The sequence below is a fragment of the Pantoea sp. WEP genome (genome assembly GCF_041678305.1).
GTDB classification, from domain to species: domain Bacteria; phylum Pseudomonadota; class Gammaproteobacteria; order Enterobacterales; family Enterobacteriaceae; genus Pantoea; species Pantoea dispersa.
On the sequence record NZ_JBGNXB010000001.1, the window covers coordinates 92,262 to 108,736 of the forward strand.

General features: G+C 57.6%; 16 protein-coding genes. 8 read left to right on the forward strand and 8 right to left on the reverse strand.

Annotated elements, in window-relative coordinates; translation table 11 throughout:
- Positions 1-78: 78 nt before the first annotated feature.
- The 4 genes from ABVR31_RS00440 to ABVR31_RS00455 form a co-directional block, all read right to left on the reverse strand.
- Positions 79-1,104 carry a LacI family DNA-binding transcriptional regulator gene (locus tag ABVR31_RS00440; protein WP_058770743.1) on the reverse strand — a complete coding sequence of 342 codons (1,026 nt, stop codon included), beginning with the start codon at positions 1,102-1,104 and terminating at the stop codon, positions 79-81.
- A 58-nt stretch (positions 1,105-1,162) separates the two neighbouring features.
- On the reverse strand, positions 1,163-2,167 hold the full coding sequence (locus ABVR31_RS00445; protein WP_325925669.1) for a LacI family DNA-binding transcriptional regulator: 1,005 nt from the start codon (positions 2,165-2,167) through the stop codon (positions 1,163-1,165).
- A gap of 157 nt (positions 2,168-2,324) precedes the next feature.
- Complete coding sequence (locus ABVR31_RS00450; RefSeq protein WP_021506888.1) at positions 2,325-2,987, reverse strand: OmpA family lipoprotein; 663 nt, start codon at positions 2,985-2,987, stop codon at positions 2,325-2,327.
- A 109-nt stretch (positions 2,988-3,096) separates the two neighbouring features.
- Complete coding sequence (locus ABVR31_RS00455) at positions 3,097-3,657, reverse strand: DNA-3-methyladenine glycosylase I (protein WP_058781878.1); 561 nt, start codon at positions 3,655-3,657, stop codon at positions 3,097-3,099.
- Between the two features lie 187 nt (positions 3,658-3,844).
- Between ABVR31_RS00455 and ABVR31_RS00460 the strand changes: the two genes are divergently transcribed.
- From ABVR31_RS00460 to ABVR31_RS00485, 6 genes are all read left to right on the forward strand, one after another.
- A complete protein-coding gene (locus ABVR31_RS00460; protein WP_325925667.1) occupies positions 3,845-4,534 on the forward strand; it encodes an autotransporter in 690 nt (229 codons plus the stop codon).
- A gap of 78 nt (positions 4,535-4,612) precedes the next feature.
- Positions 4,613-5,290: a hypothetical protein gene (locus ABVR31_RS00465; protein ID WP_058758176.1), complete on the forward strand. Its 678-nt coding sequence runs from the start codon at positions 4,613-4,615 to the stop codon at positions 5,288-5,290.
- Between the two features lie 101 nt (positions 5,291-5,391).
- Complete coding sequence (gene dnaT / locus ABVR31_RS00470) at positions 5,392-5,928, forward strand: primosomal protein DnaT (RefSeq protein ID WP_021506884.1); 537 nt, start codon at positions 5,392-5,394, stop codon at positions 5,926-5,928.
- Positions 5,928-6,668, forward strand: coding sequence for a DNA replication protein DnaC (gene dnaC, locus ABVR31_RS00475; protein ID WP_021506883.1), 741 nt, complete (start codon positions 5,928-5,930; stop codon positions 6,666-6,668). Before dnaT ends, dnaC begins: the two co-directional genes overlap by 1 nt.
- Positions 6,669-6,767: 99 nt before the next feature.
- On the forward strand, positions 6,768-7,898 hold the full coding sequence (locus ABVR31_RS00480; RefSeq protein ID WP_021506882.1) for an ROK family protein: 1,131 nt from the start codon (positions 6,768-6,770) through the stop codon (positions 7,896-7,898).
- 79 nt (positions 7,899-7,977) lie between these two features.
- Complete coding sequence (locus ABVR31_RS00485) at positions 7,978-8,970, forward strand: LacI family DNA-binding transcriptional regulator (RefSeq protein WP_058758175.1); 993 nt, start codon at positions 7,978-7,980, stop codon at positions 8,968-8,970.
- Positions 8,971-9,018: 48 nt separating this feature from the next.
- On the opposite strand, the gene ABVR31_RS00490 is transcribed toward ABVR31_RS00485, so the two are convergent.
- The gene (locus ABVR31_RS00490; RefSeq protein ID WP_372771690.1) at positions 9,019-10,056 is read right to left on the reverse strand and encodes an acyltransferase family protein; all 1,038 of its coding nucleotides are present in this window, start codon (positions 10,054-10,056) and stop codon (positions 9,019-9,021) included.
- On the opposite strand from ABVR31_RS00490, the gene ABVR31_RS00495 reads away from it, so the two are divergent.
- Complete coding sequence (locus ABVR31_RS00495; protein ID WP_193750250.1) at positions 9,946-10,275, forward strand: hypothetical protein; 330 nt, start codon at positions 9,946-9,948, stop codon at positions 10,273-10,275. The genes ABVR31_RS00490 and ABVR31_RS00495 overlap by 111 nt on opposite strands.
- A 26-nt stretch (positions 10,276-10,301) precedes the next feature.
- Here the strand turns inward: ABVR31_RS00495 and ABVR31_RS00500 are convergent, their stop codons facing one another.
- Complete coding sequence (locus tag ABVR31_RS00500; protein WP_223815726.1) at positions 10,302-11,378, reverse strand: EpsG family protein; 1,077 nt, start codon at positions 11,376-11,378, stop codon at positions 10,302-10,304.
- Between the two features lie 490 nt (positions 11,379-11,868).
- Here ABVR31_RS00500 and ABVR31_RS00505 point away from each other — a divergent pair, with 490 nt between their 5' ends.
- On the forward strand, positions 11,869-12,612 hold the full coding sequence (locus ABVR31_RS00505) for an alpha/beta hydrolase (protein WP_371221995.1): 744 nt from the start codon (positions 11,869-11,871) through the stop codon (positions 12,610-12,612).
- A gap of 9 nt (positions 12,613-12,621) precedes the next feature.
- Here ABVR31_RS00505 and ABVR31_RS00510 read toward each other — a convergent pair whose 3' ends face one another.
- Both ABVR31_RS00510 and ABVR31_RS00515 read right to left on the reverse strand, forming a co-directional pair.
- Positions 12,622-15,810, reverse strand: coding sequence for an ATP-binding protein (locus ABVR31_RS00510; RefSeq protein WP_372771691.1), 3,189 nt, complete (start codon positions 15,808-15,810; stop codon positions 12,622-12,624).
- Positions 15,807-16,439, reverse strand: a complete 633-nt coding sequence (locus ABVR31_RS00515; RefSeq protein WP_058781884.1) for a response regulator — start codon at positions 16,437-16,439, stop codon at positions 15,807-15,809. Before ABVR31_RS00515 ends, ABVR31_RS00510 begins: the two co-directional genes overlap by 4 nt.
- Between the last annotated feature and the right edge of the window lie 36 nt (positions 16,440-16,475).

A 16,475-nucleotide genomic window follows, 5' to 3' on the forward strand; every position in this document is an offset into this window, starting at 1 on the left:
AATGGAACCGGTTCCAAAGGAAAGTAGCAGAGTGCGGAATTATGATCCTGCTCACGAAGTGAGCCGTGAAAAGCGGGATTAGCGCAGCGGCTGGCTGGAGCCGCGCACAATCAGTTCGCCGGAGAAAACCTGCTCGCGAATCGGCTGTTCGCTGCCTTCGATACGCGCGATCACCTGCTCCAGCGCGGCATAGCCGATCTGCCAGGTGGGCTGCTTCAGCGTGGTGATACCGACGCCAGCCAGCGCCGCCCACTCCAGTTCGTCGAAGCCCAGCAGGCCAATGCTCTCGCCCCAGCGCAGCGTCAGGCGCTGTAACGCCCGCGCCACCTGTAGCGTCAGCGCACCGTTGGCCGCCATCACCGCGCAGCGTTTGCCCGGATGGCGCTGATGAAACGCCTGCAGCACCTGTTCCAGCTGCGCCGGCTGATGCAACACCACTTCGGCATTCTCCGCCACCACCTGTGGCGCGCTGCTGATGGTGTCAAAGAAGGCGGCGAGACGTTCGCGGCGGGTATTGACGCTGCCGAGCGGTTCACTGAGAAACAGCAGCGCTTCATAGCCGTTATCCAGCAGATGCCGGGTGGCGATGCGGGCGGCCTCCGGGTTGTTGAGCCCGACCACGTCGCAGGCGAAGTCGGGAATTTTGCGGTCAATCAGCACCATCGGCAGCATCGACTGCTGCAGACGGTTGAGCACCTCTTCATGCATCCCGACCGCATTCACCACAATGCCTTCCACCTGATAGCTGCTGAGCAGCTGCAGGTAGTGCTGTTCGAGGTCAACTTCGTTGTTGGTATTACACATCAGCAGCGTGAAGCCGCGCGCGCGGCAGGCGGCTTCAATGCCGCTCAGCACATCCACCGAGTAGGGATTGGTGATATCGGCAATGATCAGGCCTATCAGCCGGGTGCGGCCGCGTTTGAGTCCGCGCGCCATCTGGCTGGGGCGGTAGTTGAGGTCGGCAATCGCCTGTTCGATACGGGCTTTCAGATCCGGCGAAAGCAGATGTACTTCGCCATTCAGATAGCGGGAAACGCTGGTTTTACCGGTTTTTGCCGTGCGGGCAACGTCACTGATTGTGGCTCGTGGCGGCCTGGTTTTCATCACATACACCTGATTAATTGCATCAGGCGAAGACTATCACAGCGCGGCACCCGCGCAATCACTGTGCGTCAGAAGTGAGGCGCAGCATTGGCTGCCACAGCGTCTGTAACTGCGCGGGCGGCGCGCCCTCCAGCAGCTGCAGCACCATTTCGGCGACGCGTTCGCCAATCCGCTGCTGTGATGATTGCAGAATCGCGTTGACCGGTTGCGTGATAATGGAGTCGTGCGGCAAACCATCGTACACGTACAGGGGAATCGCCTGCGCGCCGCTCAGACGCCCGGCCTGCTGCAGGGCAATCGCTGCGCCTTCGCCGAGCGGGCTGCAGTCGATAATGATGGCGTCAGGCTGGATAACGTGCGCCAGCCAGGCACGGGTTTGCTGATAGCCCGCGCGGCGCGAGGGCGGCAGCGCGGCCATCCAGCCAGCCTGCTGCGCGCAGGGCGTGGCGGGCAGCGCGTCGATAAACCCCTGCCGGCGGTCAAGAATGTAGGTGCTGGGCTCGTTACCGCCGAGATAAGCGATGCGCGTATAGCCCTGCTGCTGGCAGTGCTGCGCCGCCAGTAGCGTTCCGGCATGGTTATCATAATCAAACCAGGCGTAAGGCTGCGGCAGCTGACTGCGCCCCAGCGTAAGAAAGCGAAAACCCTTCTGCTGCAGGCGCTGCAATCGCACATCCTGCGGCGTGGTATGGGTGACTATCAGTGCGTCCAGCACGCCGCTGCGCAGCATACGCAGCAAATTGCGCTGCTGATCCTGCGGTTTGTCGGGGAGCAACAGCAGATCGATCTCGTGCAGGGCAAGGCGCTGATCGAGCGTCAACAGCATTTCACTGTAGTAGCTGTCGTTGAGTGAGGCATTGCTAACCGGAAACACCAGCCCAACCGCATTGGCACGGCCGGTCTTAAGGCGGCGCGCGGCAGCATTCGGGCGATAACCGCGCCGGTCAGCTTCCTCTTCGATGCGTTTGCGGGTAGCAGCGGCGACATCATCAAACCCATTCAGCGCGCGGCTCACGGTGGTCACAGAGAGGCCAAGGGCGGAGGCGATAGCTTTGAGTGACATGATGGCTTTCCACTGATCAAATTTTGATCACGCTAGCATAAAGTCATCGCTGGCTCTATCGTCCGGCGACGTTTACGCGTTATCTGCTGCTTTGCGCGTCAATAAGCGCGTAAAAGCGCGTCAAAAGCCGGCCTGCAGCGGCAGACCGGCCTGTGCCTTAGCCCAGCGGACTCAGGGTGATTTCGACGCGACGGTTTTGGGCTTTACCGGCTTCGGTGCTGTTGCTGGCGACCGGGTTATCCGGGCCCATGCCCTGGGTGCGCAGGCGGTTCTGCGCCACGCCCTGCACGATCAGCGCGCTGGCAACGCTTTCTGCTCGCTGCTGCGACAGGCGCATGTTCAGTGCGCGTGTGCCGGTGCTGTCGGTAAAGCCGACCACGTTGACGGCGGTTTTCGGATACTCTTTCAGCACCATCGCCACGCCAGTCAGCGTATTTGCGCCGGCCGGTTTCAGGTTGGCGCTGCTGGAGTCAAAAGTCACGTTGTTCGGCATGTTCAGTACGATGTTATCGCCCTGACGCGTTACGCTGACGCCGGTGCCGCGCATCTTGTCGCGCAGTTTGGCTTCCTGCACATCCATGTAATAGCCGACGCCGCCGCCCAGTGCCGCACCGGACGCTGCGCCAATCAGCGCACCTTTACCGCGATCTTTCTTCGACGAAGAGAGCACGCCCACGCCAGCGCCCAGCACCGCGCCCAGACCCGCGCCGATGCCCGATTTCCCGGCCTGCGATTCGCCGGTATAAGGATTGGTGGTACAACCCGACAGCGCCACGCTGCCGCTCATTAACAAGGCCAGCGCCAGTACACGCTTTTTCATGAAAAAGTCCCTCATACGGAAACGGGGAAAACGCCCCAAAACGGCACTATTATGCCGTTCAATGATGGGGAAATTCGTGAGGCGCAGTCTTAATTTGTAAACTTTTGCCTTAAAGATTATCGGGATGGCAGAAACAGCTGGTTTGATGATCGTTGATCAGCCCGCAGGCCTGTAAAAAAGAGTGGCAGGTTGTAGGCCCGACGAATTTAAAACCACGCTTCTTAAGCGCCTTAGACAGCGCAATGGCCGGTTCGGAGGTGGTAGGCGCCAGTTTATAATCCGCGTAACGGTGCAAAATCGGCTGGTTATCGACAAATGACCAGATAAAGCGGGAAAAGTCTTCGCCGGTGGCCTCCAGCGCCAGCAGTGCTTTGGCATTATTGATGATGGCTTCCAGCTTGCCGCGATGGCGGATCAAACCGCTGTTCTGCAGCAGGCGCAGCAGATCGGCCTCATCCATCAGCGCCACCGCCTGCGGATCAAAATCATGAAACGCCTGGCGATAGTTCTCGCGCTTTTTCAGCACGGTGATCCATGACAGGCCAGCCTGTTGCCCCTCCAGACACAGCATCTCAAATAAGGCGCGCTTATCGGTCTGCGGCACGCCCCATTCCGTGTCGTGGTACGCCAGATAAAGCGCATCCTGTGTTACCCAGCCACATCGCTGCATTGCATCACTCCCTAAGCATGAGGAAAAAGCGGTCAGTCGCTTGACGTTTGAAAGAATCGATTAATAGTTAATCAATGGGTGCCGATAATAACGTCATGGACGTTCGCGCTGCAACCGCGTGAACGCTTCAGGATGATCATCAATTTCAAGGCCAACCCGATCCCTTCCGGCTCGTCAGGAGTCTTCCATGTGGCAGAACAGTCAGCGGACCGGCCAGCGTCTCCTTGCGCTGGCCTTTAGCGGTGGGTGGCTCCTGGTGGCGGCCCTGCCAGCGCACGCGTGGGATCAGGCCAGCGAGAGCAGCGCGCCGGATTACAATGCGATACTTGCCGAAAAAATTTCCAGTAATCATCTGATGTTGACAGAAAACCGCGACAGCGATCTGCTTGATGCCGCGCTCAATCCGCCCGGCGGCGGCATGGCGCTGCACAGCGAAACGGCCAGCGTCGGCAACTCGCCGCTGGTGAACCGCTACTCGGCAGGCTGGAACCTGCCGATGAATGACCGCCTGCGCACCGGTCCGGTGGCGCAGTTTGCCGTCGATGATTCCACCCTGAGCTGCGCCGCCTGCGCGCCGGTCGATCGTAACAACGCCGAACACATCGCTTCACTGGGCTGGCGCGTGGATTCCAGTTTTGGCTGGATATCGCCGTGGGCACAGGTGAGTTACAGCCATCAGCTCAGCTTAGACGGCACGGCCGTGCCGCGCGATCGGCCGGAAGAGATGAACCGGGAAACGAACTGGATGGATGTCAGCGTCGGTGCCCGTCTGCCGCTCGGCCAGAACATGGCGGCGTTCGCCTCCTTCGCCCAGACCGGCGCGGTCAGCAGCGGCGAACAGTTCATTTACAACCTCGGCGTCAGCGCCAGCTTCTGAAGCGGCATGAAATGAGAAGTGGTGCCAGCCAGCAGAAATATAATAAGCGCGCTAATTATTTTCTGATTTGGTATCACAATGCGCGAAAACATTATTCTTATTAGCCGCGAACTGGCGGCCTTTATCATCAGTGGATTGGTGCTGGTCTTCTGTATGGCGATGATCTACATCGACGTCAACTGGATGAACGATGCACTGCACGAAACCTCTTTCACCGAAGCGACACAGGAGCTGATGCTGGCGGTCATTGCCGCACTGTTCTTCCTCGCCGCCTGGCAACGACCGCAGCAGCGCAGCGCGCTGATTCTGGTCGGTGGCTTCTTCAGCTGCATGCTGATTCGTGAAATGGATTTTCTGTTCGACGTGGTGCAGCACGGCGCATGGCTGTGGTTTGCGCTGGCAACGACCGCGGCCTCGCTGGCGATGGCGCTGCGTCAGCCGCGGCAAATCCTGCCGGGCCTGGCGGCACTGCTGCAGCATCGCAGCTGGCAAATGATGGCCGCCGGGCTGCTGGCGGTGCTGGTGTTCTCGCGGCTGTTTGGCATGCATGAGCTGTGGCAGCAACTGATGCTGGATGGCTATAACCGCGTGGTGAAGAACATGGCGGAAGAGGGCAGCGAGCTGTTTGGCTACAGCCTGTGTCTGGTGGCATCGCTGCGCTATCTGTGGCAAACCCGCCCGGCGCTGGCAGCAGCACGCGCCAGCCGTCGCGTGGTCAGCATTGAGGCGGCTGAACCGCACTTCGCCTCGCGCTAAATCCGCGCGGTTTTATGGCGATCCCCGGTGCTAAAACAGGTACACTGACCGCTTAGCACCGGGTCGCCGGTGCACCGGGTGAGTCAACGTCAGGTTTCTTCATGTCAGTCAAAATCTTATCTTCAACGCTGGTGGGGCTGGACGGCTTTTGCCACGATCCCCTCACCACGCTGCAGCAGGCCGATAACGGCACGCTGGCGGTGCTGCACAACAATGTTCCGGCGTTTTACGCGATCACGCCGCAGCGCCTCGCGCACCTGCTGGCGCTGGAAGCGGCGGCGCAGCAGCCGAATGATGTCACGCTGGACGACAGCCTGTTTCACAGCGACGCCGCGCCAATCGCCGTGCCGGTGGGCAAGTTCGCCATGTATCCGGGCTGGCAGCCGGACAGCGACTTCCAGCGCCAGGCGGCGATCTGGGGCGTGGCGCTGAGCGAGCCGGTGACCGCCGCAGAGCTGGCGGCTTTTGTCGCTTACTGGCAGGCGGAAGGTCGGCTCTTTCACCATGTGCAGTGGCAGCAGAAACTGGCGCGCAGCGTGCAGATGAACCGTGCCGCCAACGGCGGTCAGCCAAAGCGCGATATCACCCAGATCAGCAATACTGATTATGATATTCCCGATGGATTCCGAGGTGAGTAATGAAAACGCCGAACGATCTTTTCAGTCGCCTGAAAAAAATTATGCCCGCGGATGTGCAGCCAAAGTTTAAAAACGGCGCCGAGCTGCTGGCGTGGAATCAGGAGCAGGGCCGGCTGCGCTCAGAAGCGATTGTGCGCGAAAACCGCGCCATGAAGATGCAGCGCATCATGGGCCGCTCCGGCATTCGTGAGTTGCACATGAACTGCTCGTTCGACAACTACCGCGTCGAAAATGACGGCCAGCGCAAGGCGCTCAGTCTGGCGCGTGAATACGCCGCCGGGTTTGAGAACAGCATCGCCAGCTTTGTCTTCTCCGGCCGTCCTGGCACCGGTAAAAACCATCTGGCGGCGGCGATTGGTAACGATCTGATTCTGCGCGGCAAAAGCGTGCTGATTGTCACGGTGGCCGATCTGATGTCGAGCATGAAAGGCACCTTCAGCGGCGGCAGCGACCTGACCGAAGAGCGGCTGCTGCAGGATCTCAGCCATGTCGATCTGCTGGTGATCGATGAGATCGGCATGCAGAGCGAATCGCGCTACGAGAAAGTGATCATCAATCAGATTGTCGATCGCCGTTCGTCGTCAAAGCGGCCGACCGGCATGCTCTCCAACCTCGATCCGGCCGGCATGAACACGCTGCTTGGCGAACGGGTGATGGATCGCATGCGCCTCGGTAATAGCCTGTGGGTGCGTTTTGACTGGGAAAGTTACCGCAGCCGCGTGCGCGGTGACGAGTACTGATACGCGGCAGAAGCGGTAAAAACCCGGTTTTACCGGCGATTAACCGCCGGTGCGGGCTGCTAAACTTACACCTATTACTCTTTGTCAGGTGAGGGTGCGATGAAAGCAGCCGGGAAAGGACCAGCGGTACTTCGACTGAACAACCTCAAGCGGGTGATGACGCAGCTGCGTACCACCCGCATCACTTCCCGCCAGGATCTGGCGCTGGCGCTCGACCTGAGCAAAAACACCGTTTCCCTGATTATCGATGACCTGCTGGCGCAGGGGCTGATTCACGAGCTTGGCCCGGTCAGCGTGGCTGCGGCCGGCCGGCCCAAAATTGAGATCGAACTGCGCGCGGGTCAGCTGAAAAGCGCGGGCATCATGGTGGAGCGCCAGGCGATTCACTGGCGCGTGTGCGACTACTTTTCGCGCGTGGTGGCCGAGCAAACCTGGCGCACCGAAACGGCCGATGCCGACGGGCTGCTGCACGAACTGACGGAAGTGTGTCAGACGCTGCGCGCGGCGCATCCGGCGCTGCTGGGCGTGGCCATCGGTTTTCCCGGCATCATTGATTCTCAGCGCGGACGGGTGCACTTTTCTGCGCCGCTCGGCTGGCAGGATGTCGATGTGCTGACGCCGCTGCGGCGCGGCGTTGAGCTGCCGCTGCGCATCATGAATAACGTCAAAGCGGCCGCGCTGCTGGCGGTGCAGCAGCTGGAGCTCAATAAAGCGCAAAGCCACTTCTATCTGCGCATCGCCGATGGCGTGGGCGGCGCGCTGGTGGAGCGCGGCGAGGTGTTCAGCGGCAGCAGCTGGACCGCCGGTGAGATCGGCCATCTGAGCGTGCAGCCCAACGGCGCGCGCTGCAGCTGCGGGCGACAGGGTTGTCTGGAGACGCTGGTGAGCCTGCCGGCGATCCAGCAGCAGCTGGCCCGGCGTAAGCCCGGCTTACGCTGGCAGTCTGGCGACAGCGAGCCGGAGATCGTGTATGAGCTGATGGCGCAGACCGGCCGCTATCTCGGCCATGCGCTGAGCCAGGTGATGCAGCTGGTCAATCCGGCCAGCATCATCATTGACGGCCCGTGGAATGCGCAACCGGCGTTTGTGCAGGCGGTACAGCAGGCGGCACAGGCCGGCACGCTGGCGTTTACCTTTGCCCATACCGCGCTGCACTTTCTGCCGCAGCGCATCGATCCGGCCAACGGTCTGGCGCTGGCGGTGATTGAGCACTATGAACGAGCGGTATGACCGGCGGAGCAGCGTTTCTTTTTTGACTCGCCAGCGGGCATAATACGTTGATTGACAGGCTCTCTTTGCGGACCGCGCAATGAAAACGCAGCGCATCACTCTGGACGATATTGCGACTCTCGCAGGGGTCACCAAGATGACGGTGAGCCGCTATCTGCGCACGCCGGAAAAGGTCAGGGCGGAAACGGCGGCGAAAATCGCCAACGTCATGGCCGAAATCGGCTACGTCGCCGAACAGGAAAACACCGCGGCGTCGCGGCACCCGCCGCCGCGCATCGGCGTACTCATCCCCTCATTCAATAATCAAATCTTTGCCGATCTGCTGGCCGGTATCGAATCGGTCACCAGCGCCCACGGCTATCAGACGCTGGTGGTCAACTACGACTACAATCCGCAGCGCGAAGAGGAGCAGATTGCCACGGTACTGGCTTTTAACGTGCAGGGATTGATCCTGACCGAGTCGGTGCACACCGTGCGCGCGGAAAAGTATCTTAACGCGGCCACCATTCCGGTCGCCGAAGTGATGGGACTGAGCGAGACGCGCGGGCGCATTAACGTCGGCTTTGATAATTACCGCGCCGGCTACGACATGACCGCGATGCTGCTGGCCAGCGGTAAACAGCGGGTGATTTATTTTGGCTCGATGTCCGATCGCCGTGACCAGCAGCGCTACGCCGGCTATTGCGATGCCGTGGCGGCGGCCGGATTGCCGGCCGGACGCATCGTACCGAACAAAGTCTCTTCGGTGTCGATTGGCACTGGCATGATGACGCTGGCGCGCCAGCTCTATCCGCAGATGGATGCCATTCTCTGTACCAACGATGATCTGGCGGTCGGCGTGCTGCAGGAGTGTCAGGCGGCAGGCATTGCAGTGCCGCAGGCGCTGGCGATTGCCGGATTCCACGGACTGGAGATTGGTCAGGCGACAACGCCGCGGCTGGCCAGTGTGATTACACCGCGCTTCGAGATGGGCAAAGTGGCAACGGAAATTGTGCTGAAGAAGATTAACCAGCAGCCCACCATTGAACAGGTGGATTTGCATTATCAGCTGTCGATGGGCGCCACCATTTGAGCGGTGGCGCTCTGGTGCAGGCGCGACGTGCGCCTGCATAATTAACGCTTAGTCGCGTGCAGCGGTGGGCGGCACAATCGACGGCTGAGCGTGATGGGTGCGCTTCAGGAAACGGCTCTCCAGCAAATTCCACGAGGTGTAAGCCAGCGCCAGCGTCATTACAATTGTCAGCCCCAGGCCAGCAAACGCGTTGGCATCGAATACACCGAAATGCTGCAGCACCTGAATAATCGGCCAGTGATAGAGGTACATGCCGTAAGAGAGATCGCCGTACTGGCTGATTTTAATCTCTTTACACAGGTTGTTGCAGAACAGAATCACTACCGCCGAAAACGCCACCGGCTCAACGATAAACGCGTAATCCGTGCTCTTGAACAGCAGGAACACCACCAGTGACACAATGGTGATCTCTTTCAGGCGGTCAAAGGTTGGCTGATGCACCGCCAGCAGGCTGCCAAAGAAGAAGTAAGACGACAGCGCAATAAACTGCTTGGCCAGCGTATCGGCTTTCGGGCCGCTGTACAGCGCGGTGAAGTAGAAGTACCAGGCGCAGGAGATAATAAAAATCACGCTCCACACTTTCAGCGGGCTTCGTTTCAGCAACGGCACGATAAAGGGCAGCAGCACGTAGAGCGTCAGCTCGGCTTTGATGGTCCACAGTGAACCATCCAGCGGCTGATTGGGGTTGTTGGTAAACACGCCCGGCAGCGACGGCTGAATAAAGTTAAGAAACGAGAAGTTGGCGACCAGATATTTAAGGGTTTCTTTATTTTTCAGGAAATCCATCAGCGGCAGGGTGGTAAGACACATGCCAATCACAAAACACATGATGATGGTGAAAATATAAGCCGGCAATATACGTTGTGCGCGCTTAATAAAATAGGACGTCAGCGATTTACTTCTTAAGTAACTTTTTGCAATAAGAAAACCACTTATTGCGAAAAATCCTTTGACGGCAAAATCACTATTGAGAAAATGCGCCAGGAAACGGATATCGGCGTTTCTCGTCACCTCAGCGGAATGCACCAGCATTACGATAAAGGCGAGGGAAAGTCGTACGATGTCAAAATTGTTTTTTTCGTTCATGTCAGCATTCTTTCATTGAGTGACGACGTGCCAGGAAAAGCCATGAAAGACTTTGCATGGTTGCTTCGGAATATTCTTATCACAGGTGTTCTGCGTGAGCAGATGCAATCTATTAGAATTTTAATCCTCATAAAAAGCAAGCAATGTTCAGGACCAGTAAAATATTCGGATTTTCCCTGGATGACGATGATAAAGGGCTTATTAATGAAAAAACGCTAACCAGTTGGCTAGCGTTATTTCTGGACCTAACGGAACAGCTGGAAGGTGCGTGACACCTCATAGCCGACAATCGACTGCTTGCTCGATACGGTGTTGTAGTAGAGATAGTATAGCACCATCAGAATGGTGACAGCCACGGCAAGTACCTTCTTCAGCTTCCGGGTTTCCCAGATACACAGCGAAATAAGCACCGGCTCAACCTGCAGCAAATAGTTCGCCAGACGACCACCAGAAGCGTAATCCTGTAGCGCCATCCTCAGGCCACTGCCGATGGCAAAAGTGATCACCAGAATGTAATAGGTATTAAACTTTTCCGGGTCGAAATTTTTAATTTTATCGCTCAGCAACATGTAGCTGAAGATAAAGACGAAGCCGATATTCTTCAGGTTCGACAGGGTCAGAATGCCCTGCTCCTGGCGTGAATCGGCATCGGCATAGCCCATGGCCCTGTCGCCCAGCGCACCGAGGTGGCTTGAGAGCGCGGCGATCAGCGCTGAACTGCCGAGAAACGCCAGCGGCAGGCTGGCGACCACGATAGCAATCGGGATGTATTTGTTTTTACGCACAATCATCGCCAGCGGAATCAGCAGCGCGACAATCGCGGTGGCGTGGCTGATAAACGACAGGATGAAGGTGGTGATCATGCCAGACTTGCTGCGCCGCGACATGTGCCAGACGAAGCCCATTAAAAACGCCGAACATAAACCGAAGCGAATCTGGTTCATGTCTTTGTTGATAAACAGGTGCGCAGAGTAGACGGCGAGGGCCACCAGCGGCAGCGGTGTCAGCTTACGGAAGTAGTGCGCGTTGACACCAACAGCGATGACCGCGAAGACAAAGATGAAAATGTCCGGATTAGCGGTAAAGATGCGTGTCGCACCGGCAATGGCGTAAATGGCTGGTTCATAACGGAATTCCACGACCGCACGCCAGAAACCTTCGATAATAATTTTATCGATAAACTGGGCATAGAAGTCGCGATACTGGAAGTCATCAAGGCCGGTTCCCAGGCCACGAATACCGCCAAAAGTAAAAAGTACTACAACGGCAACAAAATAAAGCCACGTCCTGATTTGCGCTGTGTTTTCATTTTTACTTAACATGATTTCGACAATAGCGACGAAAGTCAGGCTAAGACTTATGATCCAGTAAATTCCCATGGTCACAGATTCTTATAGTTTAAAATTCACTTATAACATACGGCCTTGTTAACGTAAACATGAGAAAAGTCTAATTTTTCCTGGTCCGATATTATATTGAATAGGTTTTGCCATATTTATTTGCTACCGTTTCCACAGACATTTTTCGATGAGTATGTTTTTTTCATTATCTCGCGGGGAGCCGGAGCGTCACTGAGCGATTTTATCCGTTCAGTTTGACTTTTGTTACTGTTTTTATTCAGGATTTGGAGCCAGTGCGATGAGAGGGTTGCGGATATTTAGCCTGTTTTTTTTACTGTATCTTCCGGCCGCGTTTGCCAATAAGGAAATTCCGATCTGGCCAAATGAAGTGTCAGCAAATAATAAATTTATTAATTTTAGTAAAAACCCGGCCATTAATAACCGGGCTGTTACCCACGTCGATGCGCCACAAATGATTTATGTTCCGGCAACAGGAAAAAATAATCATGCGGCGGTGCTAATCATTCCCGGTGGGGGTTTTTCTTATATTATGAAAGATCTCGAAGGGCTGGATGTGGCCAACGTGCTCAGCAAGCAGGGCTACGCTTCATTTGTGTTAATTTATCGTCTGCCACACGACGGTTCAGCGCAGTATCGCCAGCAGGCTTTTGCCGACACCCAGCGAGCGCTGCGGCTGATTCGGGCCAATGCGCAGCAGTACCAGGTGGAGCCTGACCGCATTGGCGTGATGGGCTTTTCCGCCGGTGCCTTTCTCGCCGCCAATCTGAGCAACACTCCCGATGAAGCTAACTATCAGGCCGTCGATGCGCAGGATAAGGTGTCGGCGCGCCCGGATTTCAGCGCGCTTATCTATCCGGTGCTGTCGCTGAAACAGGGCGTGACCCACCCAGGCACGCGCGCGGCGCTGTACGGAAAAGATCTCACTGCCCAACAAATGGCACAGCTTTCGCAGGAAGATCGCGTCAGCGCACACACGCCGCCGACTTTTCTGGTGCAGGCGCTGAACGATGGCACCGCCTCACCGCAAAACGCGCTGGACATGTTCAGCGCACTGCGGCAGAACAAGGTCAATGTGGAGCTGCATCTGTTCCAGCAGGGCGGTCACGGCTTTGGCACCGGGCAGAAGCAACATCTGCCGGTGCAAAACTGGCTCACCCTGTTCCATGCCTGGCAAAGCAGCCTGATGAAGCAGTAAGCGGGATATTTATTGCTTTACAACATGATTGAACGGCAGCCAGCAATCAATGGCCAGCTGTAGCTGGTCAATACGCGAGGCCAGGCCAGCCAGACCCACGCTGAGCAGGTCGCCATCGCGCGCATCGACGCAGGCCTGCTCAAGCTGCTGGCACAGCTGATTGATATCTGCTGCATAGATAATTTGAGCTGCCCCGGCCAGCCGGTGCAGCGTGCGTGCCAGCGCCGGCCACTGCTGCTGCGCCAGTTCCTGCTGGGCCTGTTGCAAATCGCGCTGATTCTCTTCGCATACCCTGAGCAGCAGTTTTGCCACCATATCGTCATCGTGGTGCACCATGGCGCGCAGCTGCGGCAACGACAGCAATGCCGGCAGGGTAGCAGGCTGCGCCAGGGCAGCGTTAAGCTGATCCGGATGCAGCGGCTTAAACAGGCACGCATCCATACCAGCCGCGAGGCCGCGTTCGCGCGTCTCAGCCAGTGCACTGCCGGTAAGTCCGATGATTTTGTGACGATAACCACGGCGACGTAACATACTGGTCAGCGTAAAACCATCCATCTGCGGCATATGGCAATCGGTGATTACCGCGTCAATTTGCTGTGTTGCGATGATCTCAGGTGCGAGGTCAGGCTGGCCGATCGCGGTAACACGATGCTGCAGCGCTTCCAGCTGACGGGTCAGCAGCAAACAATTCGCCGGATGATCGTCAACCACCAGGATATGCAGTGCCGGCACGGCGGGCGGCGCACCAGTCGCGCACAGGGTTACCGGCGGCGGTGCGCGACTCGGTAGCGGCAGCGTGACGTGAACCAGGGTGCCTTCACCCGGCTCGCTGTGCAGCCGCATGCTGCCCTGCATCTGTTGCAGCAGCTGCGCGCTGATCACCAGCCCCAGTCCGCAGCCGGTTTGCTGACGGCCGGCTGCGGCCTGCGCAAACGGCTGAAACAGCTGTTGTTGCTCCTGTTCGCTGATGCCAATGCCGCTATCCTGTACTTCAATTTCCAGCACCAGTTCGCCAGCGGCGTTTTGCTCACCGCTGAGATACACCGCCACGTTTCCCTGCGGCGTGAATTTAATGGCGTTGCTGATGTAATTGGCGATCACCTGACGCAGGCGCGGCGCATCAACCCAGACTTCAAGATCAGGCAGCGTAGTGTGATAGCTAAGCGTAAGGTTTTTTTCATGCGCCAGCCCCTGATAGAGCTGCAGTACCGGCTGGCACAGGGTCGCGATGCTGTGCCACTGCGGTGCCAGCGTCAGCTGCCCACGCTCAATCTTCGCCATATCCAGAATGTCGCCCACCAGGCCGCTTAATGCCTGTGCCGATTGCCATGCAGTCAGCAGCGCCTCGCTGGCACCGGCCTTACGCGCTTCCAGCGCCAGCAGGCCGATGATCGCGTTGACCGGATTGCGAATCTCATGGCTCACGGTAGCAACCCAGCGGCTTTTGGCCTGATTTTCACGGTCGGCACGATCGCGGGCGATCTGCAATTGCCGCTGCGCCCGGCGGCGGCGGCGGATTTCCCGGCCGCGCTGATACACCCAGAGCAGGCAGGCGAGGGAGACGAAGGCTGCCACGCCCGCCAGCGCATAAAATGGCGCGCGATACAGTGGCCAGCTGCTGGCCGTCACCTCGGGCGTACCCTGCCAGCGGCTGGTGAGCTGCGAGATCTCACTGGGTAATATTTCATTCAGGGCTTTATTCATGATGCTTAGCAGCTCGGGATCGCCAGCGTGCACGGCGAAACTGATGTGAGCGGGCTGGGTGCCGACGCGCTGGACAATACGCATCCGTCCGGAAAAATAGCGTTTGATCAGGTAAGCGGCGCCCAGCTGGTTATGCACCATGCCATCGGCTTTGCCTTCCACCACTTGCTGCATGCCGAGACTGGCGTTGTCCACCAGCTGTAGCTGTACTTCAGGATAGTGTTGCTGCAGCCAGCCAATGACCGGGCTGCCTTTCATTACGCTGATACGTAAGCCCGAGTGCAGCGCGGCGGGTGCACCCGCGTTAGCGGCAGTAATCAGCACAAACGGCGTGTGCAGCCACGGCTGGGTAAAACGGCCTGGCCACTGCGCGTTATAGGAGAGTGCGGCTACCATGTCGATTTTATGCTGTTGAAGCTGCATCAGGAGCGTGTCTTCGTGATACTCCGGCACGGCGACAAAATTGATACCGGTGCGCAGGTGGATTTGGTGCAGCAGTTCGGCACTGATGCCCTGAAACTGGTTACGCCCATCCAGCAGTGCCAGTGGCGCAAAAAACGGATTAAAACCCACGCGCACGCTGCCGTGCTGCTGTAGCCAGCGCTGTTCAGCAGCCGTAAGCGCCAGCGGCTGCTGCAGACGCCAGATGTCCGGGCGCTGTGTCCACTGGCGTGAGATCGCGCGATGCTGCTCTGCGGGGATCGCCGCGATGACGCGATTTATTGCACGCAGCAGTACCGGCCTGCGCTGACTGACCAGTAGCCGACTGGCATCCTGCGCGCGTGGGGCGAGAATGTCGGCCAGCGCCAGCTGATTGAGGTAGTTGCGTTCAATTAAAAAGCTGGCGGAGGTCAGATTATCGAGCACGTAATCCGCCTCGCCGGTCGCCAGCGCCGACAGCGCGACGCGACTGGAGGCATAACGCATGATGTGCGCCTGAGGAAATTGCGCCCGGATTACGCTGTCGCTGAGATAGTGCTGGTCCACCGCCAGTCTGACTGGCGCTGCATAAGGCACCGGCTGCATGGCGCGATCGCGCTGGGTCACCACCACCGGTCGGTTGATCAGCAGATTCTGTGAGGCGTCCAGCTGGGCGTTGGCGGGCACAGTGTTCCCGGCTTTGCTAAACAGCATATCAGCCTGGTCGGCAGCGATAGCGGCCAGCGCCGCGTCACGATCGGTATAGCGCAGCATCTCTATCCGCATGCCAAGTGCCTGGCTAATCAGCCGGGCGTAATCAGCAAATACGCCTTCCACGTTTTTTTCCTCAGATGACATATCAAGGAAGGTGAGATAAGGCGGAATATCGGGCGCCCACAGCGCAATGCGCAGCGTGGGCGACTGACGCAATGCCTGCCAGTCGTCCTGCGACAGTTGCGGTATCAGCGGTGCCAGCGGTTCCCGCTCCAGCGGAATATAGAGCTGTGGCATCGGCTGCGCCACCGTGGAGCTGCAGCACAGCACCAGTCCGATAAACATCAGCAGACGGATCATGAGGCTTCCATTTGATTGCGGTGCACGAAAGCAAATAAATCACTCATGGTTTTGCAGTGCAGTTTATCCATTAACCGGCTTTTATAAGTGCTGACGGTTTTATTACTGACGCCCATCCGCGCCGCGATGCGCATATTATTCAGGCCCTTAATAATGTGATGGAAAACCTGAAACTCCTGTGGTGACAATGATTCAATCATTTTTTTCTCCGCCAGCGTGCTATCCTGCTCCATTTGCTGCATAAAACCGCCCAGCGGGAAATAACCGTAACCACGTTGTGTCACCTGAATAGCACTGACGATCTCTGGCATATCGGTTTTTTTACTGACAAAGCCATTGGCACCGCTGCGCAGGCTCTGCACGGCATACACGTTTTCATTTTTTCCGGAGATAACAATGATTTTTCCTGGAAAACTCTGCTCGCGCAATGACTTAACCACTTCAATTCCGTCCAGCGACGGCAGGTCGATATCAATGATGACGATATCCGGCTGCTGCTGCTGAATCAGCGTTACCGCTTCCCGGCCATCGGCGCTTTCGGCCAGCACCGTATGTCCATTTTGTTCCAGCAAATAACGAACGGCCATCCGCGCGATCGGATGGTCATCAACCACAACGACCTGAGCCATAGTTAACCTTTTCCTGATGAGTGAATGACAGGTCAA

What these genes read in the sequence shown, in the direction of transcription:
- ABVR31_RS00505 (WP_371221995.1), top strand. Translation starts at nt 11,869, where the DNA reads ATGATTTATGTTCCGGCAACAGGAAAAAATAATCATGCGGCGGTGCTA.
- ABVR31_RS00485 (WP_058758175.1), top strand. Translation starts at nt 7,978, where the DNA reads ATGAAAACGCAGCGCATCACTCTGGACGATATTGCGACTCTCGCAGGG.
- dnaC (WP_021506883.1), top strand. Translation starts at nt 5,928, where the DNA reads ATGAAAACGCCGAACGATCTTTTCAGTCGCCTGAAAAAAATTATGCCC.
- dnaT (WP_021506884.1), top strand. Translation starts at nt 5,392, where the DNA reads ATGTCAGTCAAAATCTTATCTTCAACGCTGGTGGGGCTGGACGGCTTT.
- ABVR31_RS00495 (WP_193750250.1), top strand. Translation starts at nt 9,946, where the DNA reads ATGCGCCAGGAAACGGATATCGGCGTTTCTCGTCACCTCAGCGGAATG.
- ABVR31_RS00480 (WP_021506882.1), top strand. Translation starts at nt 6,768, where the DNA reads ATGAAAGCAGCCGGGAAAGGACCAGCGGTACTTCGACTGAACAACCTC.
- ABVR31_RS00500 (WP_223815726.1), bottom strand. Translation starts at nt 11,378, where the DNA reads ATGTTAAGTAAAAATGAAAACACAGCGCAAATCAGGACGTGGCTTTAT.
- ABVR31_RS00450 (WP_021506888.1), bottom strand. Translation starts at nt 2,987, where the DNA reads ATGAAAAAGCGTGTACTGGCGCTGGCCTTGTTAATGAGCGGCAGCGTG.
- ABVR31_RS00455 (WP_058781878.1), bottom strand. Translation starts at nt 3,657, where the DNA reads ATGCAGCGATGTGGCTGGGTAACACAGGATGCGCTTTATCTGGCGTAC.
- ABVR31_RS00445 (WP_325925669.1), bottom strand. Translation starts at nt 2,167, where the DNA reads ATGTCACTCAAAGCTATCGCCTCCGCCCTTGGCCTCTCTGTGACCACC.
- ABVR31_RS00515 (WP_058781884.1), bottom strand. Translation starts at nt 16,439, where the DNA reads ATGGCTCAGGTCGTTGTGGTTGATGACCATCCGATCGCGCGGATGGCC.
- ABVR31_RS00490 (WP_372771690.1), bottom strand. Translation starts at nt 10,056, where the DNA reads ATGAACGAAAAAAACAATTTTGACATCGTACGACTTTCCCTCGCCTTT.
- ABVR31_RS00510 (WP_372771691.1), bottom strand. Translation starts at nt 15,810, where the DNA reads ATGATCCGTCTGCTGATGTTTATCGGACTGGTGCTGTGCTGCAGCTCC.
- ABVR31_RS00460 (WP_325925667.1), top strand. Translation starts at nt 3,845, where the DNA reads ATGTGGCAGAACAGTCAGCGGACCGGCCAGCGTCTCCTTGCGCTGGCC.
- ABVR31_RS00440 (WP_058770743.1), bottom strand. Translation starts at nt 1,104, where the DNA reads ATGAAAACCAGGCCGCCACGAGCCACAATCAGTGACGTTGCCCGCACG.
- ABVR31_RS00465 (WP_058758176.1), top strand. Translation starts at nt 4,613, where the DNA reads ATGCGCGAAAACATTATTCTTATTAGCCGCGAACTGGCGGCCTTTATC.